At 34.9% G+C, this 26,984-nt stretch carries 26 protein-coding genes and 1 other annotated feature; of the genes, 23 read left to right on the forward strand and 3 right to left on the reverse strand.

Features of this window, described 5'->3' with window-relative positions; genetic code table 11:
• Positions 1-12 precede the first annotated feature (12 nt).
• The 15 genes from H8718_RS07270 (at position 13) to H8718_RS07340 (ending at position 15,659) form a co-directional block, all read left to right on the forward strand.
• Positions 13-2,034, forward strand: coding sequence for an HD family phosphohydrolase (locus tag H8718_RS07270; protein ID WP_249332431.1), 2,022 nt, complete (start codon positions 13-15; stop codon positions 2,032-2,034).
• Position 2,035: 1 nt separating this feature from the next.
• Positions 2,036-2,536: an rRNA maturation RNase YbeY gene (gene ybeY, locus H8718_RS07275; protein ID WP_249332432.1), complete on the forward strand. Its 501-nt coding sequence runs from the start codon at positions 2,036-2,038 to the stop codon at positions 2,534-2,536.
• Between the two features lie 12 nt (positions 2,537-2,548).
• Positions 2,549-2,947, forward strand: coding sequence for a cytidine deaminase (locus H8718_RS07280; RefSeq protein ID WP_249332433.1), 399 nt, complete (start codon positions 2,549-2,551; stop codon positions 2,945-2,947).
• 10 nt (positions 2,948-2,957) lie between these two features.
• Positions 2,958-3,863, forward strand: a complete 906-nt coding sequence (gene era / locus H8718_RS07285; RefSeq protein ID WP_177669601.1) for a GTPase Era — start codon at positions 2,958-2,960, stop codon at positions 3,861-3,863.
• Positions 3,864-3,972: 109 nt separating this feature from the next.
• On the forward strand, positions 3,973-4,092 hold the full coding sequence (locus H8718_RS07290) for a YqzL family protein (protein WP_177669603.1): 120 nt from the start codon (positions 3,973-3,975) through the stop codon (positions 4,090-4,092).
• A 5-nt stretch (positions 4,093-4,097) separates the two neighbouring features.
• The gene (recO, locus tag H8718_RS07295) at positions 4,098-4,859 is read left to right on the forward strand and encodes a DNA repair protein RecO (protein WP_177669605.1); all 762 of its coding nucleotides are present in this window, start codon (positions 4,098-4,100) and stop codon (positions 4,857-4,859) included.
• Between the two features lie 90 nt (positions 4,860-4,949).
• Positions 4,950-7,571: a DNA polymerase I gene (gene polA / locus H8718_RS07300; RefSeq protein WP_249332434.1), complete on the forward strand. Its 2,622-nt coding sequence runs from the start codon at positions 4,950-4,952 to the stop codon at positions 7,569-7,571.
• Positions 7,572-7,580: 9 nt separating this feature from the next.
• Positions 7,581-8,186 (forward strand): dephospho-CoA kinase, encoded by a 606-nt coding sequence (gene coaE / locus H8718_RS07305; protein WP_177669609.1) that lies wholly within the window; start codon positions 7,581-7,583, stop codon positions 8,184-8,186.
• A 7-nt stretch (positions 8,187-8,193) separates the two neighbouring features.
• Entirely contained in the window at positions 8,194-8,727 is a 534-nt protein-coding gene (locus H8718_RS07310) for a lytic transglycosylase domain-containing protein (RefSeq protein ID WP_177670002.1), read from the forward strand.
• A gap of 12 nt (positions 8,728-8,739) precedes the next feature.
• A complete protein-coding gene (locus H8718_RS07315; protein WP_177669611.1) occupies positions 8,740-10,344 on the forward strand; it encodes a peptide ABC transporter substrate-binding protein in 1,605 nt (534 codons plus the stop codon).
• Positions 10,345-10,434: 90 nt separating this feature from the next.
• Positions 10,435-11,340: a galactose-1-phosphate uridylyltransferase gene (locus tag H8718_RS07320; protein WP_249332435.1), complete on the forward strand. Its 906-nt coding sequence runs from the start codon at positions 10,435-10,437 to the stop codon at positions 11,338-11,340.
• A gap of 25 nt (positions 11,341-11,365) precedes the next feature.
• Positions 11,366-11,635, forward strand: coding sequence for an ACT domain-containing protein (locus H8718_RS07325; RefSeq protein ID WP_283246173.1), 270 nt, complete (start codon positions 11,366-11,368; stop codon positions 11,633-11,635).
• A gap of 24 nt (positions 11,636-11,659) precedes the next feature.
• Entirely contained in the window at positions 11,660-13,018 is a 1,359-nt protein-coding gene (locus H8718_RS07330) for a PFL family protein (RefSeq protein WP_249332436.1), read from the forward strand.
• A gap of 13 nt (positions 13,019-13,031) precedes the next feature.
• On the forward strand, positions 13,032-14,492 hold the full coding sequence (locus H8718_RS07335; RefSeq protein ID WP_249332437.1) for an aminoacyl-histidine dipeptidase: 1,461 nt from the start codon (positions 13,032-13,034) through the stop codon (positions 14,490-14,492).
• Positions 14,493-14,504: 12 nt separating this feature from the next.
• Complete coding sequence (locus H8718_RS07340) at positions 14,505-15,659, forward strand: AI-2E family transporter (protein ID WP_249332438.1); 1,155 nt, start codon at positions 14,505-14,507, stop codon at positions 15,657-15,659.
• A gap of 57 nt (positions 15,660-15,716) precedes the next feature.
• Here the strand turns inward: H8718_RS07340 and tyrS are convergent, their stop codons facing one another.
• Positions 15,717-16,946: a tyrosine--tRNA ligase gene (gene tyrS, locus H8718_RS07345; RefSeq protein WP_249332439.1), complete on the reverse strand. Its 1,230-nt coding sequence runs from the start codon at positions 16,944-16,946 to the stop codon at positions 15,717-15,719.
• A 52-nt stretch (positions 16,947-16,998) separates the two neighbouring features.
• Positions 16,999-17,194 (reverse strand) — a binding site (T-box leader).
• Positions 17,195-17,349: 155 nt separating this feature from the next.
• On the opposite strand from tyrS, the gene H8718_RS07350 reads away from it, so the two are divergent.
• Positions 17,350-19,296: a glycogen debranching protein gene (locus H8718_RS07350; protein ID WP_249332440.1), complete on the forward strand. Its 1,947-nt coding sequence runs from the start codon at positions 17,350-17,352 to the stop codon at positions 19,294-19,296.
• 56 nt (positions 19,297-19,352) lie between these two features.
• Here H8718_RS07350 and H8718_RS07355 read toward each other — a convergent pair whose 3' ends face one another.
• A complete protein-coding gene (locus tag H8718_RS07355) occupies positions 19,353-19,763 on the reverse strand; it encodes a twitching motility protein PilT (protein ID WP_249332441.1) in 411 nt (136 codons plus the stop codon).
• A 148-nt stretch (positions 19,764-19,911) separates the two neighbouring features.
• Positions 19,912-20,130 carry a DUF378 domain-containing protein gene (locus tag H8718_RS07360; protein WP_177669628.1) on the reverse strand — a complete coding sequence of 73 codons (219 nt, stop codon included), beginning with the start codon at positions 20,128-20,130 and terminating at the stop codon, positions 19,912-19,914.
• A 203-nt stretch (positions 20,131-20,333) separates the two neighbouring features.
• Between H8718_RS07360 and H8718_RS07365 the strand changes: the two genes are divergently transcribed.
• The 7 genes from H8718_RS07365 to argF all read left to right on the forward strand — a co-directional run bounded on the left by H8718_RS07365 (position 20,334) and on the right by argF (position 26,967).
• Positions 20,334-21,290: a TIGR01212 family radical SAM protein gene (locus H8718_RS07365; protein ID WP_249332442.1), complete on the forward strand. Its 957-nt coding sequence runs from the start codon at positions 20,334-20,336 to the stop codon at positions 21,288-21,290.
• A gap of 35 nt (positions 21,291-21,325) precedes the next feature.
• Positions 21,326-22,333: a M23 family metallopeptidase gene (locus tag H8718_RS07370; protein ID WP_249332443.1), complete on the forward strand. Its 1,008-nt coding sequence runs from the start codon at positions 21,326-21,328 to the stop codon at positions 22,331-22,333.
• 55 nt (positions 22,334-22,388) lie between these two features.
• Positions 22,389-23,084, forward strand: coding sequence for a metallophosphoesterase (locus tag H8718_RS07375; protein ID WP_249332444.1), 696 nt, complete (start codon positions 22,389-22,391; stop codon positions 23,082-23,084).
• 17 nt (positions 23,085-23,101) lie between these two features.
• Positions 23,102-24,469 carry an RsmF rRNA methyltransferase first C-terminal domain-containing protein gene (locus H8718_RS07380; RefSeq protein WP_249332445.1) on the forward strand — a complete coding sequence of 456 codons (1,368 nt, stop codon included), beginning with the start codon at positions 23,102-23,104 and terminating at the stop codon, positions 24,467-24,469.
• 9 nt (positions 24,470-24,478) lie between these two features.
• Entirely contained in the window at positions 24,479-25,210 is a 732-nt protein-coding gene (locus H8718_RS07385; RefSeq protein WP_177669636.1) for a pseudouridine synthase, read from the forward strand.
• Complete coding sequence (locus H8718_RS07390) at positions 25,194-25,859, forward strand: HAD family hydrolase (RefSeq protein ID WP_249332446.1); 666 nt, start codon at positions 25,194-25,196, stop codon at positions 25,857-25,859. Before H8718_RS07385 ends, H8718_RS07390 begins: the two co-directional genes overlap by 17 nt.
• 172 nt (positions 25,860-26,031) lie before the next feature.
• The gene (gene argF / locus H8718_RS07395; protein ID WP_177669640.1) at positions 26,032-26,967 is read left to right on the forward strand and encodes an ornithine carbamoyltransferase; all 936 of its coding nucleotides are present in this window, start codon (positions 26,032-26,034) and stop codon (positions 26,965-26,967) included.
• Positions 26,968-26,984: the final 17 nt, after the last annotated feature.

Genomic DNA, 26,984 nt, shown 5'->3' on the forward strand with positions numbered 1-26,984 from the left:
TGGAGGCAGGGGATGAAAAAGTTTCGATGGGAAGTTATCTATTTCATGATTGCTGTAATGCTAACCTTTTTTGTAATAAGCTCGGGGGATTTCTTTAGGAAAAAGATTCATATCGAGATAGGACAAATCGCAAGTGAAACCATTGAGGCCCCTTTTCAAGTAGAAAATGAAATTGCAACAGAAAGAAAACGTAATCAATTGGAAGCACTAACGCCAGATATTTATAAAATGGATGAGCGTGTACTTGAAAAGGGTATTGCTAATATTGAGTTATTATTCGATTATGCAGAAGCTATTAAGGTGACAGCTATTCCACAGGAGCATGGAGTATCGCCTATACAGACGCTTCAAAGTAAGTCACCTATTCCCCTTTACGAAGACGAATATAAAACACTTCTCGGAATGAGTGTGAACCGTTTACATAGTTTAGAACAAATTTGTATCAATCTACTTACCAACACTATGGAAGAAGGCATTAAAGAGAATGAAAATAAGGCTCTCGATGTAAGAGCTAAACTAGAAAAGACAGATTTGAGTACAGTAGAGCAAAAAATTGCTTATGAGATTATTTCTTCTCAAATTAAGCCCAATTTGATAGTAGATAAGGAAGCAACCGCATTAGCTAAGGAAGAGGCTAGAGAAAGTGTAGAACCTGTTTATATACTTCAAGGAGAAAGAGTGGTTGAACAAGGTACAAGGGTGACAGAAGAAGCTTATAATGTTTTAAACAAGATAGGTTATCTGAATATAGATGATTCAGAGGTCTATACGCAGTATATAGGTGTAGGGATTCTTATTATATTAGCCGTATTATTCCTTTATCGTAGTATGAAATACGAGATAAGTAATACAAGTCTTAATAGAGGACAGGCTAGCTTGATTTTTATTTTGTATATTTTATCTTTAGGGATTATTCGAATGGTTTTAATGGGAGACTATATTTATATGCCATTGGCGTTTGCTCCTATTTTGGTTGCTATTTTAATCCATAAAGATATTGCTATTGTTATGCATCTTATTTTGATTGTAGTAGCTGCACTGACTCATAAGGCTGATAGTGTATTTATCATTTACCATCTTTTAGCTGGGCTCATTAGTATTAGTATCGTGGCTCAAATGCAAGAGCGTAAACAAACTATGGTCAATGCACTATTAGTAGGACTTCTGCAAACACTAATTTTTATTAGTTTAAATATGTTGGTAGGAATTTCTTTATCTACACAGCTTATGCTAAAGGGAGTAGAAGCATTCTTTGTAGGTGTTATTGTAGTCGTTCTTGTAGTAGGAAGTTTACCTTTATGGGAAGCAGCTTTTGGATTTATTACACCCATTCAGCTACTTGAACTGACCAATCCAGACCAACCTATATTGAAGCGTCTACTTATTGAAGCGACAGGGACTTATTATCATAGTCTACTTGTTGCCAACCTAGCAGAGGCTGCAGCAGATGAAATTGGAGCCAATCCACTTATGGCAAGGGTAGGTGGTTACTATCATGATATTGGTAAACTGACATGTTCTAATTATTTTAAAGAAAACCAAGTACTTGATAATCCACATGATTATTTAGATCCACAAACAAGTGCAGATATTATATTATCCCATGTAACTTCAGGAATTGAACTGGCAGATACATATAAACTTCCTAAGTGTGTAAAAGATATGATTAAAGAACATCATGGGACAAGCACAGCACAATATTTTTATATTAAAGCTAAAAATATTGAAGGGGAAGAAGTAGACATTAAGGACTTTAGTTATAAGGGGCCTAAGCCACAGAGTAAAGAAGCGGCACTTATTATGCTTGCAGATGTGGTAGAAGCAACAGTAAGGTCTATGCAGCATAAAATAGGAACAGAGGTAACTGTTGAAGACCTTGTAAGAAAAATGGTTAAACAAAAATTAGATGAAGGACAGTTAGATGAATGTCCACTTTATATATCTGATATAGAAAAAATTATTGACTCCTTTACGCGTATGTTAAAAGGGATGTATCATGAACGTATTGAATACCCAGAGAGAAAGGGCAAGTAGAATGAACTTATACTTAGAAGATGAATATAACTTTTTTGAAAAACATGAAGACTTATTTGAGGAGATACAAAAGGTTATTGCAAAATGCCTAGAAGTTGAAAAAGTACCTTATGAATCAGAAATTAGTTTAACTGTCGTAGACAAAGAAGAGATAAGATCTATCAATCATGAATACCGAGATATAGATCGTGCAACAGATGTTTTATCTTTTCCACAAATTGATCCTGAGTCAAATGGTATAATTGACTGGGAAAAATTAGATGAAACAGAAGTGATGAATTATGACACAAATCATATCATGCTAGGAGATATTGTGTTATGCTATGAGGTAGCAGATGAACAAGCTAAGTCCTATGGACATTCTTTAAAGCGTGAAGTATGTTTTTTAGTAGCACACAGCATGTTCCACCTTTTAGGATATGACCATATGAATGAAGAAGATGAAAAATTAATGATTGCAAAGCAAAATGAAGTGCTTTCAGATCTTGGAATTAATCGATAGGAGATGTTTTAAATGGAAGAGTATAAACAACTAGTAGAAAAAGCCAAAGAGGCTATGACCTATGCCTATGCACCATACTCTAATTTTAAAGTAGGCGCAGCGCTCCTTACAGACACAGATAAAATTTATACGGGATGTAATGTTGAAAATGCATCTTTTGGTGCAACAAACTGCGCAGAGCGTACAGCTATTTTTAAGGCTGTATCAGAAGGGGAACTTCGCTATAAGGCAATTGCTATTGTAAGTAGTAGCAAGGAATTTACTTATCCATGTGGGATTTGCAGACAAGTAATCGGAGAATTTATGCCAAATGGCCATATTATATTAGAAAATGCACTAGGAGAAATAAAAGTCTTTGAATTTAAAGAGCTTTTACCTGGGCACTTTACACAAGAAGATCTTAACAAATAAGGAGAAACTCATGAACGATACATTTAAATCAGGCTTTATTTCAATCATTGGGAGAACCAATGTAGGGAAATCTACACTTATGAATAGATTAATTGGCGAGAAAATCGCTATTATGTCTAACAAACCTCAAACAACACGTAATCGTATTCAAACTGTATTGACTACAGATACGTATCAAGCTGTTTTTATAGATACACCTGGGATTCATACGCCTCAAAATAAATTAGGGGAAATGATGATTAAAACAGCTAACACAACACTTAATGAAGTGGATATTATTTTCTACCTTGTAGAGCCACATCCAATCATTGGCAAAAATGAAGCTACTATTATTGAGAAGCTTAAATCAGTTCATACACCAATCTTCCTCTGTATCAATAAAATTGATAGTGTATCGAAGGAAGAAGTAGCAGAAACTATTAATAAGTATAAAGAGGAATTAGATTTTAGTGAGATTATTCCTATTTCAGCTTATGAAGGGGCTAACATTGATGCCCTTTTAAAATGTATTGAAAAGTATTTACCAGAAGGACCGCAGTTCTTCCCAGACGATGTTTTAACAGACCAACCAGAAAGACAAATTGTAGCTGAGCTCATTCGTGAGAAAGCACTTCACCTTTTAGATAAAGAGATCCCTCACGGTATTGCGGTAGAAATTGATACAATGAAATCTAGAAAAAATGGAGATATTGTAGATATTGAGGCAACGATTGTATGTGAACGTGATTCTCATAAACGTATTATTATTGGTAAACAAGGTGCAATGATTAAAGAAATCGGAAGTAAAGCACGCTATGATATGGAGAGGCTTTTAGGATCTAAGGTTTATTTAACTTTATGGGTTAAAGTTAAGAAGAATTGGCGTGACAGCCAATTCCTACTTAAAAATTATGGATTTAATGATCAAGATTTTTAGTAATCGAAAATTTTAATAGTCAAGGTCTTTTACAATGGCAATTTTTTTGTAGCATAGGATAGCCAAACTTGTATAAGCTAATAGTAATAAGCTGAAGGGGGTAGTTCATATGTTAGATCATTTATGGAAATGCTTTGAAACCACAGGAGATATACAAACCTATTTGAACTTTAAAGAATATGAAAGAACCAGACAAGGCTTACAAGAAAAGAGATTGGATGAAAACTAGAGATTATGGTTATAAAAGTTGATGCAGTTGTTGTAAAAGAATATGTAGTAGGAGAGAGTGATAAATATATCACTCTCTTTACAAGAGAATATGGAATTATTCAAGTAGGTGCACCACGTGCTAAGAAGTTTGATAAAGGACTTGCTTCAGGAACAGAGCTTTTTGTATATGGTGAGTTTGTCTTGACTCAGTATAAGCACACTTACAAATTAATTAGTGTAGAGCCACGTTATACTTTTCATCATTTAAGAGAAAACTTGGTGATTTTAAGTTATGCTTCTTACATTGCAGAATTTGTAAGTGAAGTAGCAACTGAAAGTAGTGGTAACAGTGAGCTGCTTACTCTTATGCTTTATGCTTTACATAGTTTGAATAAAAGTAGTGAAGAAAGTGCAGAGCGTATTCGCCGTACCTTTGAAATGCGTGCTCTTGTCGTATTAGGATTCACACCGGAGTTAACAAGATGTGTATCATGCGGTATGTCAGTAGAAGGAGATGAACATGCTACCTATACTTTTCTTGTGGAAGAAGGTGGTTTATGCTGCAAGAAATGTAGAAGCATGAGCGCTCTTATAACTTTAAGTTATACAACATGGTATGTGCTTAATTACATACGACTTGCACCCTATAAAACACTTTTTAATTTCGAAATTAAACCCTATGTCTTGCAAGAGATGGCAAGGCTATGTGATGAAATGGTTGCCTATTATATTGAGAAGTCTTTTAAAACCTTAGAATTTATTAAGAGCTTAGGAATTTTATCTTAAAATTCCTAAGCTCTTTCTTCGTTTATAGCATAAAGTATGCTATAATAAATAGGAATATTTTGGGGTATCCTTAAATATAGGAGGTGTATAATGAAGAAAAAAATATTATTATTTGATGGTTTAAGTATTGCTAATAGAGCCTTTTATGGCATTCCACTTTTGACAAACAAAGAAGGACGTTATACTAATGCTGTTTATGGCTTTTTAAATATTATGATTAGTATGATTGAAAAGGAAAAACCAGACTTAGTAGGTGTAGCTTTTGATGTAAGTGCACCAACTTTTAGACATATTCAAAATGTAGAATACAAAGGGACACGTAAAGGGATGCCACAGGAATTAAGAGAGCAGATTCCACTGCTTAAAGAAGTCCTTGCTCTTATGAACGTACACATTCTGCAAAAAGAAGGTTTTGAAGCAGATGATATACTGGGTACTTTAGCTAAAGCTGGTGAAAGAGACGGCTATAATATGGTGGTCGTATCAGGAGATCGTGACTTATTGCAAATTACAAGTGAGGACATTGAACTTAAAATTCCTAAAACAAAGCAGCAGGGAACAGAGATTGAAAGTTACTTTGCAAAAGATGTAGTGGAGAAATATGAAGTTTCACCTTTGGAATTTATTGATGTAAAAGGGCTTATGGGAGATGCCTCAGATAATATAAAAGGGGTACCAGGCATAGGTGAAAAAACAGCTATTAAGCTGATTAAACAATATCATTCCATTGAAAACTTATATGAACATATTGATGAGCTTACACAAAAGAAATTAAAAGAAAATCTTATAACCTATAAAGATCAGGCTTTAGAAAGTAAGATGCTTGCAACGATTGTGTGTGATGTGCCGCTTGAGTATACATGGGACGAGTTCTATCTAGACCTTACTTTATCTGAAGAAGCAGAAGAAGTGTTTAAACAGCTTGACTTTAAAAAGCTTATAGCAAGACTTCCAAGAACTTCAGCCACTAAAAAAGTAGAAACTATAGAAGTAAGTAAGCAGGAAAGCTTAGAGTCATTGGGAAGTTCAGAGTGCATGGCGATTACTTATGCTTATGAGGATGGATGCTTAGAATTAGGTATTGCAGAAGGCAAAGGCGTTAATTTCTTAAGTTTAAATTTAAGTAAAGATCAGGCAGAGGTCAAGACTTTCTTTGAGAAAGAGACAGGCCTTAAAGTGATTCATGATAGCAAGAAGCTTAGACATATTCTAGCTGAGATGCACATAGAGATTAAAGGACAAGTGTTTGATACTTTTATTGCTGCTTATCTCATTGATCCTACAAGTGAAACCTATGAGATTAGTGAGCTTGCTGATAATTTCTTAGTGATGCAAAATGTACCTTCTTATGAAGAACTTGTTGGCAAAGGTAAAAGTCAAAAACGCTGGCTAGGTTTAGATGAAAATACACGTGTGGACTTTTTAACAAGAAGAGCACATATTCTTTATGAAGCTTATGATGTACTTCAGAAAGAGTTAGATAAAAATGATATGCAGATACTCTTTAATGATATTGAAATGCCGCTTGTTAAAGTGCTTTTTGATATGGAAAGGGAAGGCATTAAAGTAGATCTTGAGAAACTGCAAGCTTATGGCAAAGAATTAGATGCCTTAATTGAGAAAGAAGCAGAAAGAGTCTACGAGTTAGCGGGAGAAAGTTTTAATATTAATTCGCCTAAACAGTTAGGTGTTATACTTTTTGAAAAGATGGATATTCCACCTGTTAAGAAAACCAAAACAGGCTACTCTACAGCTGCAGAAGTCCTTGAGAAGTTAAGAGATGGCTATCCAATTGTAGAACATATTCTAGCCTACAGACAGTATACAAAGCTTAAATCTACTTATGTAGAAGGTCTTATTGCAGTAATGACATCTGAGCATAAAATTCACTCAAGCTTTAACCAAACTATTACAGCTACAGGCCGTATTAGCTCTACAGAACCAAATCTTCAAAATATCCCTGTAAAATTAGAGATGGGGAGACGTATCCGTGAACTCTTTATTCCAAGTTCAGATGAGTATATCTTCTTAGATGCAGACTATTCACAAATTGAACTACGTGTTCTAGCTGCACTTGCAGGAGATGAGAACCTCATTCATGCTTTCAATGAAGGCATTGACATTCATACTTTAACAGCATCACAAGTTTTCCATGTGCCATTTGAAGAAGTTACGCCACTTGAACGTAGTAATGCTAAGGCCGTTAACTTTGGTATCGTATATGGTATAGGTGCCTTTTCTTTATCAGAAGATCTTAAGATTACACAGAAAGAAGCGGCAGCTTATATAGAGGGATATTTTGAAAAATATCCTAAAATAAAAGAATACCTTGATGGATGTATAAGTTTTGCAAGAGATCATGGTTATGTAAAGACTATCTTTAATCGTAAACGTGATATCCCAGAGATTAATTCTAAAAACTTCAATTTAAGAGAGTTTGGCAAACGTAAAGCCATGAATACCCCTATTCAAGGTACAGCGGCAGATATAATTAAGCTGGCTATGGTGCATGTTCACCAAGCACTTCGAGATGAAGGTCTTAAGTCTAAAGTTATTTTAACTGTTCACGATGAGCTGTTATTAGAAGTTTATAGACCAGAACAAGAAAAGGTTGCCAAACTATTAAAAGAAAAAATGGAGCAAGCAGTAAATTTAAAAGTAGCTATGTCTGTAGAAGTGCATAGCGGTGAAAACTGGTTGGCGGCAAAATAGGAGAAAGCGATGCAAACATTAGGAATTGTTGGAGGAATAGGTTCAGGGAAGAGCACGATTGTATCTCTTCTTTGTGAACTTAAAAAATGTTTTGTCATAGGTGCAGACGAGCTAGGTCATCGTATTTTGCTAAAGGGGGATTTAGCATATGATCAAGTTGTTGAAACCTTTGGAGAAAGTATTTTAGATGAAAATGGGCAGATTGTGCGTAGAAGGTTAGGAGATATAGTCTTTGCAGATAGAGAAAAGCTTAATGCACTTAATACCATTACACATCCTATTATCTATAATGAAATTAAAGTACAAGTAGAAAGATGTAAAGAAGAAGAGAAATGGGATTTTGTCATTATAGATGCGGCGCTCTTAATTGAAATAGGACTTGTTCCTTTAACGGATCGTATTATAGGTGTCTTTTCAGATGAACAGACACGTATTACACGTCTTATAGAACGGGATCATTTTACAAAAGAACAAGTGTTAGAGAGGATTAATAAGCAGAAAAAGTGGGAAGAATTAGAAAAAGTCTCTCACTATATTATTGATAATCGTTTCACACGTGAAAATACCAAAGAACAATTAAAAGCCTTATTAGAAAAAATAATGAAGGGGTATTAGCGTGAAGATGAGGAAATGTATTAAAGGGTTAGTGTACGGTATACTTATAGTGTGTATACTTACAGGAGGTCTGTTCTTAAGCTATAGAAGACCATTTAGAGATTTAGTCGAAACTTATAGTAACCAGTATGGTCTAGATAGCAACCTTGTTTATGCAGTTATGAAAGCAGAAAGCGGTTATGACCCTATGGCTATTTCTAAAAGTGGTGCGAAGGGGCTCATGCAAATTATGAATAAAACAGGAACTTGGGGAGCAGAAGAATGTGCGATTCCTGATTATGCTAATGATAGACTGTTTGAGCCAAGTATTAATATCCAAATTGGAACATGGTATTTAGCAAGGCTTATGAAACAATATGAAGGCAATTTGCAACTTGTTTTAGCAGCCTATAATGCAGGTACAGGTAATGTAGCCAAGTGGCGTAACAATACACTTTATAGTAGCGATGGCAATGTTTTGCATACAATTCCCTTTAAAGAGACACAAAAGTATATACAAAAAGTAAGCTTTTATTATAAAGTTTATAATTTGTTATACTAAGGAGGAATGTAAATGGTACAAAAGATATGGAAATATATTTTTCTAATAATGTGTGTAGGCCTTTTAACAGGCTGCACGCCTGAGACAGATATTAAAGAAAACTCTACTTCAAAAGTAGAAGTACCTGTTGAGGAAGAAACACCTAAAAAAGAATCTGTATCTAAAATTACAATAGGTATGCAAAATCCAGTCACTTTAAATCCTATTTATAATATGGATAAAAGTGTTCAGCACACACTTTATCTCCTCTTTGATACTCTTGTAAATATTGAAGAGGACGGAAGTGTAACACCTAATTTAGCTGAAAGCTTTACGTATAGTGCAAAGGACAAAGTCCTTATTGTAAAACTTAGAGAAGATATTAAATGGCAAGATGGCACGCCTCTTACAAGTGAAGATGTTCTTTTTACTTTAGATTTGATTAAGAATGCTACAGAGTCACCTTATAAGTTAACTACAGCTAATATAGCTAATGTTCAGGCTATGGATCGCTATACTTTTAAGATTTTCTATAGACAGGATTTTAGTGGAGTTTACCAAACTTTATTCTTCCCTGTTTTACCTAAACATATCTATAATGTTGAGAAAGAGCAACAGCTGTCCTTATTACCTATAGGGAATGGACCTTATATGTATAAGGAAAGTGTACCCCATAAGGAAATTACACTTGAGGCTAACCCTAATTACTTTAAAGGAGAGCCTACTATTAAAAATATTGAAGTTATGATTATTCCAGATGAAGAAAGTTTACTTTATGCTTTTGAGCAGGGACTTATTGATGTCATCTATACAGATGTAATGGAATGGGGAAAATATGCTAAGGATAAATCAGCTACTATTTATGAAATAGGAACTAATTGCTATGAATTTATGGGACTTAATTTTAATAAACCTATTTTTCAAAATGCAAAGGTAAGAGAAGCGTTAGTTTATGGAATTGATAGGCAAAAGATATCTGATACCTACTATCTAGGGCATTCAGTTGTAACAGATACACTTATTGCACCATATTCTTATCTCTTTGACCCAACACTTCAGATTAAAGAGTATAATGTGGAGAAAGCGAAATTACTTTTAGTGGGTGAGGGGTATCAATATGATGAGGATTCCAAATTATTTACGAAGAATAATGTACCACTAAGTTTTAATCTTCTTGTTAATGAAGAGAATAAGGAGCGTCTTCGTGTAGCTGAATATATGCAGAAGATGTACAAAGAATTAGGTATTGAAGTGAACATTGATAAAGTAGCTGCCGAGGTTTATAAAGAACGCATCTATAATAAGCAATTTGATGCTTTCTTAGGTGGATGGAAGATTTCATATATTCCAGATGTAACTTTTGCATTCCATTCTAGTCAAATTACAAATGGTGATAATTTTATCAGTTATTCGGATCAAATGATGGATGATTTAATTAGAAATGCTTTTAATAGTCATCCTGATCAAATTACAGAGGCATATGGACGTTTGCAACAATATATTGCAGAGCAAAATCCTTATATTAGTTTATATTTTAAGAATGGTGCACTCATTACAAAGAAAAAGATAGGTGGTAATATACAACCAAACCCTATTAATTTTTACTCAAATATAGAAGAATGGAAACTTATAGACTAGTTCAATTGAACTAGTCTATTTTGGTATCTTTAATTTTACAAAGGGATATAGTACAATAAAAACTATGAAAAATAAGAGGTGAACAAGAAGATGCTCTATGAGAATGAAGCTTTAGGAATAAGTACTATTATAGCGGAGAATAGGCAGAAAAGGCCTAATAAGGTCAAAGGTGAAAGTATGTGTCCTTTCTGTAAGCAAAATGAGTCGGCAATAGAACAAGTTGTTATGGAGACGTTCACTTCTGATGAAGATCATATAAGAATTGTCAATAATAAATATCCTGTTTGTCATAAACGGGGAGATTTATATGGTATACATGACGTAGTGATTGAAACGTTATATCATGATAAGAAACCTCATAGCTTTTCAAAAAGTCATTGGTATGACCTTATCAAGCTTATACAGCTTAGATGGCTAGAGATAAGCCAAGATGAGCGTATACAGTTTATTCAAGTCTTTAAAAATGAAGGAGAGAAGGCTGGGGCTAGTATTATGCATTCACATTGGCAAATTATTGCATTAGAAGAAACTCCACTTACAATGAAAAGACATTATGAAAGCGTGGGAGAGCAGTATGAAAAAGAAGGATGTTGGCTTTGTAAACAGCAGGATTCCTCTTGGTTGGACATTATAAAAACAAGCAAGTGGCGACTCACTGTACCTGAAGGTGCTCGAGCACCCTATGAAAGTTGGATTGTACCTAACATACATTTTGCGAATTTAGGTCAAATAACGGATGATGCACTTAAGGAACTAGCTCTGCTTCTAAGTGATACATTAAAGCTTTATGAACGTATGCTACCGGAGGTAAGTTATAATATTTGTGTAATGAGCGGAAAACCAAAAGGAGATCAGTCTTATCACTTCTATATTAGTCTACTACCTAGAACAGGCAATTTTGCAGGTTTTGAACTTGCAACAGGCTGTTATATCAATATCTTAAGTCCAAAGGGACTAGTAGATAAGATGAAAGAATTAGTAGAAGAAATTAAATAAAAAATAATAAGGGAGTAATACAATAATGAAGGGTATTATAACAGTTGTAGGAAAAGATCAAGTAGGTATCATTGCTAAAGTATGTACGCTTTTAAGTGATGCTAATGTGAATATATTAGATATTTCTCAAACTATTTTACAAGGGTACTTTAATATGATGATGATTGTAAATTTAGAAGCAAATACTATGTCTTTTGATGAACTTGTAGATTCTTTAAATGAACTTGGAAAGGCTTTAGAGGTAGATATTCGTCTTCAACATGAACAGATTTTTGACTCTATGCATCGTATTTAAGAAACTTACAAGGGAGGAATAGGTGTGATTTCAAGATTTGAAGTACAAGAAACAAATAAAATGATTCAAGAAGCGAACTTAGATATCCGTACGATTACAATGGGAATTAGTTTATTAGACTGCATTTCCGGTGATATGGATAAACTTTGTGAAAATATCTATAATAAGATTACAACTTGTGCAAAGGACTTAGTATCAGTAGGTGAACAAATTTCAAAAAAATATGGTATTCCTATTGTCAATAAACGTATTTCTGTAACACCTATAGCACTTGTAGCAGGTGCTACAAAAGCTACATCTTATGTACCTATTGCAAAAACATTAGATAGAGCAGCCGAGGCAGCTGGTGTAAACTTTATAGGAGGGTTTTCGGCTCTTGTACAAAAAGGTATGTCTCCAGCAGATAGAGTGCTTATTGAATCGATTCCAGAGGCTTTAAGTGTGACAGAACGTGTATGTAGTTCTATTAATGTGGGGTGTACAAAGTCTGGTATTAATATGGATGCTGTAAAGCTTATTGGCGAAGTGATTAAACAAACAGCAGAGTATACAGCAGATAGAGAAAGTATTGGTTGTGCCAAATTTGTGGTATTCTGTAATGCGCCAGATGATAATCCATTTATGGCAGGTGCCTTTCATGGTGTAGGAGAACATGATACAGTAATTAATGTGGGTGTAAGTGGCCCTGGTGTGGTGAAGAAAGCACTTGAACAGGTAAGAGAAGCAGATTTTGAGACTTTGTGTGAGACAGTAAAGCGCACAGCTTTTAAAATTACAAGAGCAGGACAGATGGTAGCTGAGGAAGCTTCTAAGATGTTAGATGTACCATTTGGTATTATTGACCTATCTCTTGCTCCAACACCTGCTATTGGAGACAGTATTGCAGAAATTTTTGAAGAGATGGGACTTGAAATGGCAGGTGCACCAGGGACAACAGCAGCACTAGCTATTCTTAATGACAGCGTTAAAAAAGGTGGTGTTATGGCTTCTTCTTATGTAGGTGGATTAAGCGGTGCCTTTATTCCTGTAAGTGAAGATCATGCTATGATTAAAGCAGCTGAAGCAGGTGCTTTAACTTTAGAAAAACTAGAAGCCATGACATGTGTATGCTCAGTAGGACTTGATATGGTAGCTATCCCAGGAGATACAAGTGCTAAAACGATATCAGGTATTATTGCAGATGAGATGGCAATAGGTATGATCAATGCTAAGACTACAGCTGTACGCATTATTCCAGTACAAGGCAAAGGTGTAGGAGAGTGTGTAGAGTTTGGTGGACTTTTAGGTAGAGCACCTATTATGCCTATCAATAGCTATAATTGTGATAGATTTATTGATAGAGGCGGTAGAATTCCAGCGCCTATCCATAGTTTTAAAAATTAAAGGAGTGTTAAAAATGTCTAGAATTTTAGAAAACTTACAACCAGAAAAGGTTTTTTACTACTTTGAAGAGATTAGTAAAATCCCACGTGGTTCAGGTAATGAAAAAGAAATTAGTGATTATATGGTACAGTTTGCAAAGTCACTTAACTTAGAAGTTAAACAAGATGAAGCAAATAATATTTATATTAGAAAACCAGCTACACCAGGCTATGAAGATGTACCAACTGTTATTCTTCAAGGTCATATGGACATGGTTTGTGAAAAAAATAAAAATACAGAGCATGACTTTGAAAAAGAAGGTATTAAACTTATTGTAGATGGTGACTTTATCCGTGCAGATGGTACGACACTTGGGGCAGATAATGGGGTTGCTATTGCTTACCAAATGGCGGTTTTAGCAGATGATACGCTTGAGCATCCAGCTATTGAAGTCCTTATGACAACAGCAGAAGAAACAGGTATGGATGGTGTTGCGAACCTTCATCCAGAATATCTACAAGGTAAAGTACTTCTTAACTTAGATACAGATATTGAAGGAGAATTTTTAGTAAGCTGTGCAGGTGGTGCTAAAGCCCATGTAGAGCTTCCAGTAAGCTATGAAAAAGCTCCAGAAGCGCATACTTTATATAGTTTAGCTATTAAAGGTTTAACAGGCGGACACTCAGGTGCAGACATTCATAAAGAGCGTGCGAATGCTAATATATTAGTAGGCCGTATGCTGGATAGGATAAGATGTGAAATACCCCTTTATATAGCACGTTTTGCAGGTGGAAGTAAAGATAATGTTATTACACGTGAAGCAGAGGTAAGTTTCTACGTTTCAAATGCACAAAAAGAAGCACTTGAAAAGACTATAGATGAAATGACTATTGCTTTTAAAACAGAATATGCTAAACAAGACCCAGGTCTTGAAGTTATCTTTACTACATTACAAGAAGAGATGGAAGTTCTTTCTTTAGAAAATACAGCAAAAGCTATTGACCTTCTCATGTTACTTCCTCATGGTATTACAGCTTATAGTATGCAAATTGAAGGACTTGTTGAGAGTTCTCTTAATATTGGGGTGGCACAACTTGAAAAGGAACGTTTCCACCTTGTACTTGCAGTAAGAAGTTCTGTACCAACTAAAAAAGAAAATATGCTTCGTAAAATTAAACTAGTAAGTGAAGCCTTAGGTGCAAAAGCTACAGTGAATGGAGATTATCCAGCATGGGTATATGCACCAAACTCACGTATACGTGAACTTGCTAGTGAAGTATTTGAAAATATGTACCATAAACAACCTAAAATTGAAGCCATCCATGCAGGTCTTGAATGCGGCTTTATTCTAGAAAAGATACCAGGTATTGATATGATTGCTTTTGGGCCAAATGCTTATGATATTCATTCTCCAGAAGAACGTGCAAGCATTAGTTCCATGGCACGTGTGTATGAATACTTAGTAAACCTTCTTAAAGAAATGAAAAACTACTAAGAAGGTGACCCCATGAAATTTGAAAAAAATAATAAGTATTTTACAATCAGTGTTTATGTTGTAGTTAGTATATTGATTACAGTATTCGCTACATTTTTGCTTACTAATTTCAAACTTATTGGGGGATATATAGCGACGTTTATTAAATGGATTTTTGATCTTTTAAAGCCTCTCATTTTTGGTTTTATTATTGCTTATCTTTTAGATCCACTTACAGATTTTTATGAGAGATGGTTAAAACGTCTTGGAAAGAAGGAAAAGTCTAAAAGGAGTTTTGCCACTTTACTTACGTTAATAAGTTTTATTAGTGCAGTAGGAGCACTTGTTATTCTGGTAGCAGTGAATGTGAAAAAAGTTATTGGTGTTGGAGCAGTGAAAAATCTACAAGATAGTCTGATGCAGTACACTCATTACTTTACCAGTATGATTGAAAGTATGGAATTTGCAACATCCAGTATGCCTTTTCTAAGAAGTGGAGGTAGCTTTATTGCGCAAGTTTATAGTAACATAGATGCCTTTGTAAACTGGATAGGCACAAAGGCTATCAGTGTCCTTACTGGAATGGGTGGGAATTTGCTTAGCCTTGGATTAGGTTTTGTCATTGCTTTTTATGGACTGAAGGATAAGAAAACTTTATTAACCATATACAATCGTTTTCTAGATTTAATGATTCCTAAACGTATAAGTGGTGAAGTAAGGGATATTGGTAGAGATATAGATTATGTTTTTTCAGGCTATATTAGGGGGCAACTTATTGATGCTGTTATTATGGCTACATTAATTAGCATAGCACTTATGTGCATCGGTATCGATTTTGCCATTATTATAGGCATTATTTCAGGTATTTTTAATCTGATTCCATACTTTGGGCCAGTAGTAGGTTTTATTTTAGCAGGGCTTATTGGTTTTATTGGGCCACATCCTATTAAAGGAGTCTATGCTGTTATTGCTGTTATGATTTTGCAGCAAATAGATGGATGGTTTATCGTCCCTAAAGTTATGGGCAAAACAGTGAAACTTCATCCTATAGCTGTACTTTTAGCTATTGTAATAGGTGGGCAGATTTGTGGTTTAGTAGGTATCTTACTAGGTGTACCAGTAGCAGGTTTTATTAGATTACTTGTGATGCGTTATATGGGAGACTTGTTTAGTCCAAAAGAAAACTAATAAAGTAAATGGAAGAATAAAAAAGGACTATTGCACGAGCAATAGTCCTTTTTGTGTTTAAACAAGATTTACTTGGTGGAATACTTTTTTACCTTTTTGAATCATTAAAGCATTATCTGTAAAAAGATCTGTTGTTACTTTGAAATCGATAGCTTCAACAGGTTTACCATCAAGTTTAATGCCTTTTTGATCAAGAAGACGACGTGCTTCTGAACGTGTTGCAACGATCTTTGTATGGTCTACAAGAAGACTGATGATATCAAGGCCATCTGTGAATAAATCTGCACTAAGGTCTGTTGTTGGAAGTGAACCACTAGCACCTTTACCAGCAAAAGCAGCTTTAGCAGCTTCCTGAGCTTTAGTAGCTTCTTCCTCGCCATGTACGATTTTTGTAATCTCAAATGCAAGACGTGCTTTAGCCTCGTTGATTGCAGCACCTTCTACATTACAAAGTGTATTAATTTCATCCATTGGAAGGAATGTAAGAAGGCACATACATTTTCTAACATCAGCATCTGCAACATTTCTCCAGTATTGGTAGAAGTCGTATGGAGATGTTTTTTCAGCATCAAGCCATACAGCACCATTTTCAGTTTTACCCATTTTTTTGCCTTCACTGTTTGTAAGAAGAGAGAATGTCATACCAAAAGCAGTGTCACCATGTAAACGTCTTACAAGTTCTACACCACCTAAAATATTTGACCATTGATCATTACCACCAAGCTCTAATTTACAGCCGAATTTTCTGTAAAGCTCTAAGAAGTCGTAAGACTGCATAAGCATGTAGTTGAATTCTAAGAATGATAGACCTTTTTCAAGACGTTGTTTGAAACATTCTGCTGTAAGCATGCGGTTTACAGAGAAGTGTACACCAACTTCTCGAAGGAAGTCTACATAGTTTAAGTTTAACAGCCAGTCACCATTATCAACAATAATAGCTTGATCATTATCAAATGTAATAAAGCGTGAAAGTTGTTTTTTAAAGCAATTTACATTATGCTTGATGATTTCTGGTGTAAGCATTTTACGCATATCTGTTTTACCAGTAGGGTCACCAACCATACCTGTACCACCACCAAGAAGGGCAATTGGTCTATGACCAGCTTTTTGCATATGAGACATAGCCATAACTGTTACAAAGTGACCAACATGTAAGCTGTCTGCTGTAGGATCAAAACCAATGTAGAAAGTTACTTTTTCTTTCTCTAATAATTCTCTAATTTCTTTTTCGTGTGTTGTTTGTTCAATAAACCCACGTTCCATGAGGGTATCAAATACGTTACTCATTGTTAAAACCTCCTAATATTTTATTGAAAATTAAAAAGGGTGATTCATCCTAGAAAAGGACGAGATCACCCGTGGTACCACCTTAATTCGCAAATAAACTTTGCCTTGACATGATAACGGTATGAAACCGGCACAATTGTGCAACTCAAAAGGTGTAATTCATAATAAATTCGGTATGTACTTGCACCAACCGTACATTCTCTGAAGACTCCCTTTATTATTACTGCTTCCTTCATCAACATTTTTGACTATGTTTATATTGGTTATTATTATAACATAGCTTAAATATTTTGCAAGACTCTAAATAGTACAGAATAAAAGTGGAAAAAAGTGGTAAACTATAATAATATAAAGTATAGAGTAAAATCGAGAAGAAGTAAGAGGAATTCAAGGGGGGACACATATGTTTGAGATCAGTAAGGGGCTACCTACATTAGGTTGTCACTTAATAGATGGTAATTGTTACTTTGGTATTTATTCCACTGAGGCAAAATATATGATTCTTAAATTATATAAAGAAGTTTATGAAGATGGACCTTTGTTAGAAGTTGTATTAGATAGAAAAGACTACGCCACAGGGGACATTTTTCATGTAGCTATTGAAGATGTACAAGAAGGCTATAGTTATACGTGGCAGACGCAAAACGAAAATGATGAAATAAGTGTGCCACTTATTGACCCTTATGCAAGAAGTTTATATGCCTTTCCTAAGGGGAGTAATCATTATAAAAATATAGTGGTTAAAGATGAGTATATTGTAGCCAATAGGCCTCATTTAGAATGGCAAGAGACCATTATATATGAAATGCATGTAGGAGCTTTTACTAAAAGTCCTACATGTACAGTACTTGAAAAAGAGAAAGGTACTTTTGAAGGGATTATAGCAAAACTTCCTTATTTAAAAGCATTAGGTGTAACAACCTTGGAATTATTGCCTGTGTTTAAATGGAATAAACATACTCTTGCGAATAAGCATCCTATTACTCAAGAAACTTTACAGGATGAATGGGGATATAATACTATAGCTTTCTTTGCTTTGCAGGAAAATTATAGTGCAAATAAAGAAGTGCTTGGAGAATTAAAATCTTTTAAAAAGTTTATAAGTACCTTACATGATGAAGGTATGGAAGTAATTTTAGATGTAGTTTATAACCATACAGGAGAAGGAAGTAAGGAGGGGAAAGTCTTTAGCTTCAAAGCCTTAGCGCCACAAAGTTATTATAAGTTTCAAGATGAGTATTATCGTAATGATGCAGGTGCGGGTAATACTTTCAATAATATGCATATAATGACCAAAAAATTAATTTTAGATAGTTTGAGGTATTGGGTTATTTGTATGGGTGTAGATGGTTTTAGATTAGATTTGGCATCTATTTTAGCACAAGATGAAGCAGGAAATTGGTATGAAGGGTCTCTCGTTGATGATATTGCGAAAGATCCTATTTTATCTCATATGAAGCTCATTGCAGAATGTTGGGATGCAAAGGGTGCTTATGATGTGGGGCGTATGCCTTATCCTTTTGTAGAGTGGAGTGATCGATATAGGGATACCATTAGACGGTTTGTTAGAGGAGATCAGGGAATGACTCGAGATGTAGCACAGTGTTTAATGGGAAGTGAAATCCAATTTAAAGATTTACGTAAGACTAAGCAAAATACCCTTCATTATGTAACAGCCCATGATGGGTTTACCTTATGGGATTTAGTTTCTTACAATACGAAGCATAATAGGTTAAATGGAGAAGATAACAGAGACGGCCACAACGCCAACTATAGTTATAACTGTGGGGTAGAGGGGGAGACGCAAAACGAAGAAATTTTGGCTATGCGCATAAGACGTATTAAAAATTATTTTACCCTTCTTATGCTATCACAAGGTGTACCTATGATTCTTATGGGGGATGAAATAGGAAGGACACAAAAAGGCAACAATAATGCCTATTGTCATGATAATGAACTCACTTGGATGAATTGGGAGAATGTAGAACGTAACAAGGAAATCCTTAATTTTGTAAAACAAATAATAGCTTTTAGAAAAGAGAGCCATTGTTTTATGAAGCAGTATGAGCATGAACTTAAAGTCACGTTCCATGGTGTGAACTACAATCAGCCAGACTGGTCTTATTATTCCTGCAGTCTAGCGGTTCAGATGGAAGTAGGGGATGAGAAGCTCTATATAATCATTAATCATTATGTAGAGCCTCTTAGATTTGAACTACCACGTACAATGCAAGGTTGGAAGCTCATGATAGATACCTCAAGAAATGAAAGTTTTATACAGTCTAGTCTTAAGATTCAAGAGTCTAATCATAAGGTTATGCCATTTAGTATATGCGTTTTTAAAACATAAAAAATAGAACCATCATTATAAAAAGAATAATGATGGTTCTATTTTTTTATAATGAGCTAAGCGACAAGATAGGAAAGTAGATGCTCAGGAATTTCTCTTTGAGAACAAGAAGCTCCAACTATAAAGTTAACGGAATATTTTTCAGAGAGCTTTTTGAGTTTGTCGAAGAAAAGACTGAGTTCATCAATACCTAAATGGGTGATTTGAATAAGTTCATCAATGAAAACAAGTTCAATATCATGATTGCTAGATAGAATCCCACATAAAAAACCAAAGAAATCATGGGCACTAATTGGGAAATTTGTCGTCTCGATAAGACGTATACGATGAGAAAGTGCAAAACGATGTTGAGTCGTACTATCAATGTAAACAATGTGACCATTTAAAGATTTGCTACGTTCATTGGCAAGTTCAATCATTTGTTTGGTTTTACCTTCACCTGTCTGTCCTGTAATAATCTGAATCATGGTTATCACCCCTAATAGTATGATTTATTAATATACATATTCAACATATTGCCTAAAATATCCTTTAAAATGAAAAATATTTTATAAAAAATATTATAAAAATGGTAATAAAAATAACTAGGCAACTATGTGTCTAGTTATTTTTAGATTAGCTATTATAATTGTTTTGAGATACTTTTCCAAAGAGCGTCAGAGAATAGAGACCTGCGATACCTATTACAGCATAAATAATACGGCTTATCCATGAAGCCATTCCTCCAAATAATGCAGCTACTAGGTCAAATTGGAAAAAGCCGATAAGTCCCCAGTTAATGGCACCAATAATAATTAATGCTAATGCTACATAATCAAGTCCTTTTGTATCCATATCTTCACCACCTTTGTAGTATTATTAGGAAATCTATGGTGATAGTATGGGAAAAAATAAAAATTTTATGCAGTAAATAAACTCTTGGAATAAATAACCATCTCTAAGCTATATATATAATAAAGGCTTGTTTGACAAACAAGCTATCTCGTTTTAACATAAAGAAAAATGACTTAATGAAATAGACAAGGAGCTAATAAGACGTGAGCACATATAGACGTTATGCAGATTATTTAAAAGAGAAATATGGCGGAAAGGTTTATAAAATTCCAGTTAATCTGCCAGTTACCTGTCCAAACCGCGATGGAACATGTGGTAAAGGAGGATGTACTTTTTGTAGTGAAGTAGGAATAGGCTATGAAATGTTAGACACACAAATGGCTATTAGTAAGCAGATAGAAGAAAATATTGCTTATATTGGCAAGCGTTATAAAGCAGATACCTTTATTGCTTATTTACAAAATTTCAGTAATACGTATATGCCTCTTGAAACTTTCGAAGAGGTGCTTGGACAGATCAAACATGAAAAACTTGTAGGCATTAGCATTTCTACAAGACCTGACTGTATTCATGATGCCTATCTTGAGAAAATAAAAGCATGGCAAGACGAAACTGGATATGATGTATGTATTGAACTTGGTTTACAGACACTTAACTATCATGCATTAGAGAAAATTAACAGAGGACATGGGCTAAGCGAATATATTGATGCTGTATTACGCATTAAGCGCTATGGCTTTGAAATTTGTACTCACTTGATTTTAAATTTACCATGGGATAATCAGCTAGATGTCATTGAAAATGCTAAGTTAATGAGTGTACTTGGTATAGACTATGTGAAGCTACATGCACTTTATATTGTGAAAAATACGGTCATGGGGCAGCAATATTTAAAAGGTGAATTTGACATGATTAGTATGGAGGAATATGAAGAGCGTGTCATTACTTTCTTAAGATATCTTTCAGAAGATGTGGTCATTCAACGTATTATAGGGAGAGCACCAAGTGAATATACATTATTTGCTAACTGGAATACAAGTTGGTGGAAAATACATGATGAGATTATAGCAACTATGGAAGATGCAGGGTATAAACAAGGTGATTTGTGTCAATATCAAAATGGGAAAGCTGTTAAAAAATTTATTACTAAAGAAGCATAAGTTTTTATGCTTCTTTAATTTTTTAGGGGGTTAAAATGGGAGCTATGGAAAGAGTCATTAGCCAGATGAGCTATGATATGAGGAGGAAACGTTATTTAGGTAAGTCCAAAAAGCAAAGTAGAAATCCACAACATGAGATCCATCATAGAGCAAAAAGTACAAGTGGTAGGCAAGTGTATATGCCTGTACTAGCATTAGGTGGAGGAAATGCTAAAAAAGTAATAGGTATTCTTTTAATTGCAATAGGTGTTATACTTATTTTGACGAGATGTTTTGGAGGAAGTAGAAAAGATGCAGTCAAAGATATTAATGAAAAGAAAGTAGTTTATGAAACACAGACTTCTTATGAAAATTTTATACAGGATTTTAATATTGAAGAAGAGGATTTAAAAGTACTTTTGGATTTATCCCTGCGCTATAAACAAGATTATGCCCATACACTTGGTGTGTGGGCAGTAGAATCTTATAAAGGAGGCTCTATGGCACAGGTGAAGCAGTGCTTAAGGCAATATAGACCAGAAAATGAAATAGACGATTTTGGTATGTATGATGCAGCCACAAAATTGTACAAGCAGTTTATTTATGACATTCGTAAGTTTCCCCTAAAAATTAGAAAAGGGTATACCTATGAAAATGGATGGAAACAATCTAGAACATATAATGGAAATAGGCTCCATTATGGTATTGATATTATGTCTGATACCAATGAATCAGGGAAAATTGAAGTGATTAGTATGACCGATGGTATAGTAGAAAATGTTGGGTGGAATGAAACAGGTGGTTATAGGGTAGGTATTAGAAGTCCAGGAGGGGCTTATTTTTATTATGCGCATTTAGATGATTATCCTAGTCATTTACAAAAAGGAGATAGGATTGATGCAGGAGATTTGCTTGGGATGATGGGAGATACAGGATATGGTACTGAGGGGACTAGGGGGAAGTTTCCTGTACATCTGCATATAGGGATTGCGGTTAAAACGAAGGATCAAGTAGAGTTTTGGATTAATCCTTATGCACTTCTTAAATATACAGAGGACAAATAGCTGCGTTGGAAAGAATCAAGGAATGTGCTATAATACGAGCATAAGGAGCGATAAAATGAAAGTTTATGCAATAGGAGACCTACATCTAGGTTTTACATCAGATAAACCTATGGATGTGTTTGGTGAAAGATGGCAGGGGCATGTAAGTCGTTTGAAAGAAGTTTGGCAAAAGAAAGTAACCGATCAAGATCTGGTTATTTTGTGTGGGGATCTTTCATGGGCTATGCGTTTAGAAGCAGCTAAGGTAGATTTAGCTTTTATACATGAATTGCCAGGATATAAAGTCTGTATTAAAGGTAATCATGACTTCTGGTGGGAGAAAATAGGGCTTTTAAACAGCCTTTATGAAGATTTGTATTTTATTCAAAATAAAGCGTATATCTTAGGAGAACTGGCTATATGTGGTACAAGAGGATGGCCTATTCAAGAAGATATGACAGCTGAAGATAGGAAAGTTTATGAAAGAGAGAAGGAGCGCCTTAAGCTATCTTTAGAAGATGCTATAAAGCAAGGGGCAAAAGAAATTATTGTAGCACTTCATTACCCACCTACTAATGAAAAAGATGAACCCTCTCTTTTTACAGAGCTTTTAGAACGTTACCCTGTTCGTCATGTGGTATATGGACATTTGCATGATGAAAGGGCATGGATGGTATCACGTAAAGGAAAATATGGAAGTCAGTGCTATCATCTTGTAGCGGCTGACTATATAGATTTTAATCCAAAACATATCTTAGAAATTAATGACTAAAGCAAGGGGCAAGATCAATGAAATTACCAGTACTTTTTAAAGAAAAAATGCAACGCCTTTTAGGTGATGAATATGAAGCTTATTTAGAAAGTTATAATAATCCTAAATATCAAGGTATTCGTATCAATACGATGAAAGTAAGTGATGAGGAGTGGAAGCAAATAAACCCATTTACAGAGCTTCAGCCAGTCCCTTGGTGTAAAGAGGGCTATTATTATACAGAGCCGAATAAACCAAGTAAGCATCCGTATTACTTTGCAGGGCTTTATTATATGCAAGAGCCAAGTGCTATGGCACCAGGTGCTTATGTGCCTATCAAAGAGGGAGACAAAGTTCTGGATTTATGTGCTGCCCCAGGTGGGAAAACAACACAAGTTTTAGCTAAGCTGAACCAAACAGGAGTATTAATTAGCAATGATATTAGTGCTTCAAGAACGCAGGCACTTCTTAAAAATGTAGAAAACTTTGGGGCACGTAATACGATTATTACGAATGAAACGCCAGAAAGGCTGGCAAGTAAACTACCAGGATACTTTGATAAAATTCTTATTGATGCACCTTGTTCTGGAGAAGGTATGTTTAGAAAAGATGAAGGGGCTATAAAAAGCTGGGAGACTCATGGTGTAGAGCACTGCCAGGCACTTCAAAGGGAAATTTTAGAATATGCTTATGCCATGCTTAAAGAAGAAGGAATGATTTTATACTCTACTTGTACTTTCTCACCAGAAGAAAATGAAGGGATGATACAGGAATTTTTAAATCATCATCCTCTGTGTGAAGTGGTACCTTTAACACCAGTAGGGGGCATTGCAACTGGTCATCCAGAATGGACTAAAGGAGGAGATGCGAGTCTTAAGGGGGCACTGAGATTATGGCCACATCATTTACAAGGTGAAGGGCATTTTGTGTGCTTGATTCAAAAGAAAGAGCCTACATTAGACCTAGCAAAAAGACAAGTTATTAAGAAACGTATTAAAGATATTCCAGCTTTAAGTGAATTTATAGAAACCTATACACATATAGATAGGGACACACCTGTTATAGAAGTGAAAGATAAAGTTTTCATGGCTATAGAAGATGCACCTGATTTACAAGGTTTGCGCATTGTACGCAGTGGCATGTTACTAGGTGAACTTAAATCTAAACGTTTTGAGCCTGCTCATGCACCTGTTCTGGCTTATAGTAAAGAAATGTTTAAGCAAACTATAGATTTAGCTGTAGATGATGTAAATGTCATCAAATACTTAAAAGGTGAGACATTGCTTGTAGAAGCCCCAAAGGGGTACCATGTTATCTGTGTAGAGGGACATCCTTTAGGCTTCGTAAAAAGTAATAATGGTACATTAAAAAATCAATATCCGCCACATTGGCGTATGATGGGATGAGGATAAAAAATGAGATTAGACAAATATTTAGTACACACAGGTTATGGTTCTCGTTCAGAAGTACAAAAACTTGTAAGAAGTAAACGTGTTAAAATTAATGATGAAGTGGCTAAAAAGCCAGATTGTAATTTGAACCCTGATGTAGATGTGGTTAAGGTAAGAGATGAAATCGTAGACTATGCAGAGTTTTATTATTATATTATGAATAAACCACAAGGATGCATTACAGCTACGGAAGATCCAAGACATGAAACAGTGATTGACCTTTTAGATCCTATTGCTAAAGGCCGTAGTTTATCACCAGTAGGAAGACTAGATAAAGATACAGAAGGTCTGCTTATTTTAACGAATGATGGTAAGTTTAATCATGAATTGCTCTCACCTAAAAAACATGTAGATAAGGTGTATTATGCAGAAGTAGATGGCAAAGTGGTAGAAGAAGACCAAAGCGCTTTTGAAGAAGGCATAGATATTGGTGAAAATAAAGTATGCATGCCAGCTCAGTTAGAAATTATAGAAGCGCATGAGGATTATTCTAAGGTCTATATTACCATTAAAGAAGGTAAATTCCATCAAGTTAAACGTATGATGCGCGCAAGAGGGAAGGAAGTGACGTTCTTAAAGCGTATTAAAATGGGCGGTCTTATGTTACCAGAAGATTTAGAGACAGGTAGCTATCGTAAATTAACGGAGGCAGAATTGCAACTACTTGGAGGGAAAATAGGTGAAACAACTATTTGATGCAGTTATATTTGATTTAGATGGGACACTTGTAGATTCTATGTGGGTGTGGCCCAAAATAGATGAGGTATATCTAGGGCGCTTCGGCTTTGAAGTGCCTGATACACTTGAAGCAGAATTTGAAGGAATGAGTTTTACAGAAACAGCACTCTATGTGAAGGAGTGCTTTAATATACCTGATGATGTAGAAGCTATCAAAGCGGAGTGGAATAAACTTGCTTTTGAGTTCTATCAAAAACAGGTACCTCTCAAAACAAGTGTCCTTGCCTTTTTAGATTATCTTAAGGAGCAAGGCATTAAGGTAGGGATTGCTACAAGTAATAGCCATGAACTTGTTAATGCTGTATTAGAAGCTCATGGCATTAGGGAGCGTTTTGAGGTGATTCGTACGTCTTGTGAGGTAGAAAAAGGCAAACCTTATCCTTATATTTATCAGAGGGTAGCCGAGGAGCTAGGTGTAAATGTGCATAGATGTTTAGCATTTGAAGATGTGCCAAATGGTGTCCTTGCAGCTAAAAGAGCAGGAATGACTGTATGTGCCATAAAAGATAGACAAAATGAAGAAATGGAAGCAGCACTACATAAAGAGGCTCATTATTTTATAGAAGACTATAGTGAGGTTATAGAATACTTTCAAAAGAATGCATAAAGATTAGTAAGTATGGATGTTCCTAGGGATAAGGAGCATCCTCTTTTTTGTGAGTAGCATGTGAAAACTATCTTTATAAAAGTAGTTGCAAAAATAAAAAGATAACGTATAATATAAATAAAAATGCATATATATTAATAAATATTAAATTGAAAAAATAGGAGGGTTATATATGTACGGATTAAAAGGAAAATCATTTTTAACTTTACATGATTATTCATCACAACAAATTAATTATTTATTAGAGCTTGCAAAAGAACTTAAAATGAAAAAAAGAATGGGGATAAAGGGAAATTTATTAGAAGGAAAAAATGTGGCCCTTATTTTTGAAAAACCCTCTACACGTACACGTTGTGCTTTTACAGTTGCTTGTGTAGATGAAGGTGCTCACCCTGAATATTTAGGAAAGAATGATATTCAATTAGGCTATAAAGAAAGTGTAGCCGATACAGCAAGAGTACTTGGCCGTATGTTTGATGCTATAGAGTTTAGAGGATTTTCTCAAGATACAGTAGAAAAATTAGCACTTTATAGCGGTGTGCCTGTTTATAATGGACTTACAGATCTTTATCATCCAACTCAGATTTTAGCTGATTTACTTACTGTAAAAGAGCATTTAGGTAGTTTAAAAGGTAAGAAGTTTGCCTATATAGGTGATGGGCGTAATAATATGGCGAATAGTCTTATGATTGGTTGCTGTAAAATGGGTTTACATATGGTTATTGTAGCACCAAGAACTTTATGGCCTGACCAAGGACTTATTGAAACTTGTAAAGCATATGCTAAAGAAGGTGGAGGAAGTTTAATCGTGACAGATGAGGTAAATGCTGTAGAAGGTGCACATGTCCTTTATACCGATGTATGGTGCTCTATGGGAGAAGAAGAAAAGGCAAAAGAGCGCATTAGCCTACTTAAACCTTATCAAGTCAATGAAGAACTTATACAACTTACTAATAATCCAGATATGATTTTTATGCATTGCCTTCCAGCAGTAAAAGGTAATGAAGTAACGGAAGAAGTTTTCGAAGCTAATTACTCTGTTGTCTTTGATCAGGCAGAAAATCGTATGCATACGATTAAAGCTGTAATGGTAGCTACTTTGAGTTAAAGTTAAAATTTATAAAT

Origin of the sequence: Zhenhengia yiwuensis, assembly GCF_014384995.1 — a bacterium.
GTDB classification, from domain to species: Bacteria; Bacillota; Clostridia; order Lachnospirales; family Cellulosilyticaceae; genus Zhenhengia; species Zhenhengia yiwuensis.

Excerpts from the sequence above, each read along its gene's own strand:
- era (WP_177669601.1), top strand. The coding sequence starts at position 2,958 with ATGAACGATACATTTAAATCAGGCTTTATTTCAATCATTGGGAGAACC.
- H8718_RS07360 (WP_177669628.1), bottom strand. The coding sequence starts at position 20,130 with ATGGATACAAAAGGACTTGATTATGTAGCATTAGCATTAATTATTATT.
- coaE (WP_177669609.1), top strand. The coding sequence starts at position 7,581 with ATGCAAACATTAGGAATTGTTGGAGGAATAGGTTCAGGGAAGAGCACG.
- H8718_RS07380 (WP_249332445.1), top strand. The coding sequence starts at position 23,102 with ATGAAATTACCAGTACTTTTTAAAGAAAAAATGCAACGCCTTTTAGGT.
- H8718_RS07375 (WP_249332444.1), top strand. The coding sequence starts at position 22,389 with ATGAAAGTTTATGCAATAGGAGACCTACATCTAGGTTTTACATCAGAT.
- polA (WP_249332434.1), top strand. The coding sequence starts at position 4,950 with ATGAAGAAAAAAATATTATTATTTGATGGTTTAAGTATTGCTAATAGA.
- H8718_RS07320 (WP_249332435.1), top strand. The coding sequence starts at position 10,435 with ATGCTCTATGAGAATGAAGCTTTAGGAATAAGTACTATTATAGCGGAG.
- argF (WP_177669640.1), top strand. The coding sequence starts at position 26,032 with ATGTACGGATTAAAAGGAAAATCATTTTTAACTTTACATGATTATTCA.
- H8718_RS07325 (WP_283246173.1), top strand. The coding sequence starts at position 11,366 with ATGAAGGGTATTATAACAGTTGTAGGAAAAGATCAAGTAGGTATCATT.
- tyrS (WP_249332439.1), bottom strand. The coding sequence starts at position 16,946 with ATGAGTAACGTATTTGATACCCTCATGGAACGTGGGTTTATTGAACAA.
- H8718_RS07340 (WP_249332438.1), top strand. The coding sequence starts at position 14,505 with ATGAAATTTGAAAAAAATAATAAGTATTTTACAATCAGTGTTTATGTT.
- ybeY (WP_249332432.1), top strand. The coding sequence starts at position 2,036 with ATGAACTTATACTTAGAAGATGAATATAACTTTTTTGAAAAACATGAA.
- H8718_RS07335 (WP_249332437.1), top strand. The coding sequence starts at position 13,032 with ATGTCTAGAATTTTAGAAAACTTACAACCAGAAAAGGTTTTTTACTAC.
- H8718_RS07280 (WP_249332433.1), top strand. The coding sequence starts at position 2,549 with ATGGAAGAGTATAAACAACTAGTAGAAAAAGCCAAAGAGGCTATGACC.
- H8718_RS07355 (WP_249332441.1), bottom strand. The coding sequence starts at position 19,763 with ATGATTCAGATTATTACAGGACAGACAGGTGAAGGTAAAACCAAACAA.
- H8718_RS07290 (WP_177669603.1), top strand. The coding sequence starts at position 3,973 with ATGTTAGATCATTTATGGAAATGCTTTGAAACCACAGGAGATATACAA.
- recO (WP_177669605.1), top strand. The coding sequence starts at position 4,098 with ATGGTTATAAAAGTTGATGCAGTTGTTGTAAAAGAATATGTAGTAGGA.
- H8718_RS07350 (WP_249332440.1), top strand. The coding sequence starts at position 17,350 with ATGTTTGAGATCAGTAAGGGGCTACCTACATTAGGTTGTCACTTAATA.
- H8718_RS07385 (WP_177669636.1), top strand. The coding sequence starts at position 24,479 with ATGAGATTAGACAAATATTTAGTACACACAGGTTATGGTTCTCGTTCA.
- H8718_RS07270 (WP_249332431.1), top strand. The coding sequence starts at position 13 with ATGAAAAAGTTTCGATGGGAAGTTATCTATTTCATGATTGCTGTAATG.
- H8718_RS07370 (WP_249332443.1), top strand. The coding sequence starts at position 21,326 with ATGGGAGCTATGGAAAGAGTCATTAGCCAGATGAGCTATGATATGAGG.
- H8718_RS07315 (WP_177669611.1), top strand. The coding sequence starts at position 8,740 with ATGGTACAAAAGATATGGAAATATATTTTTCTAATAATGTGTGTAGGC.
- H8718_RS07310 (WP_177670002.1), top strand. The coding sequence starts at position 8,194 with ATGAGGAAATGTATTAAAGGGTTAGTGTACGGTATACTTATAGTGTGT.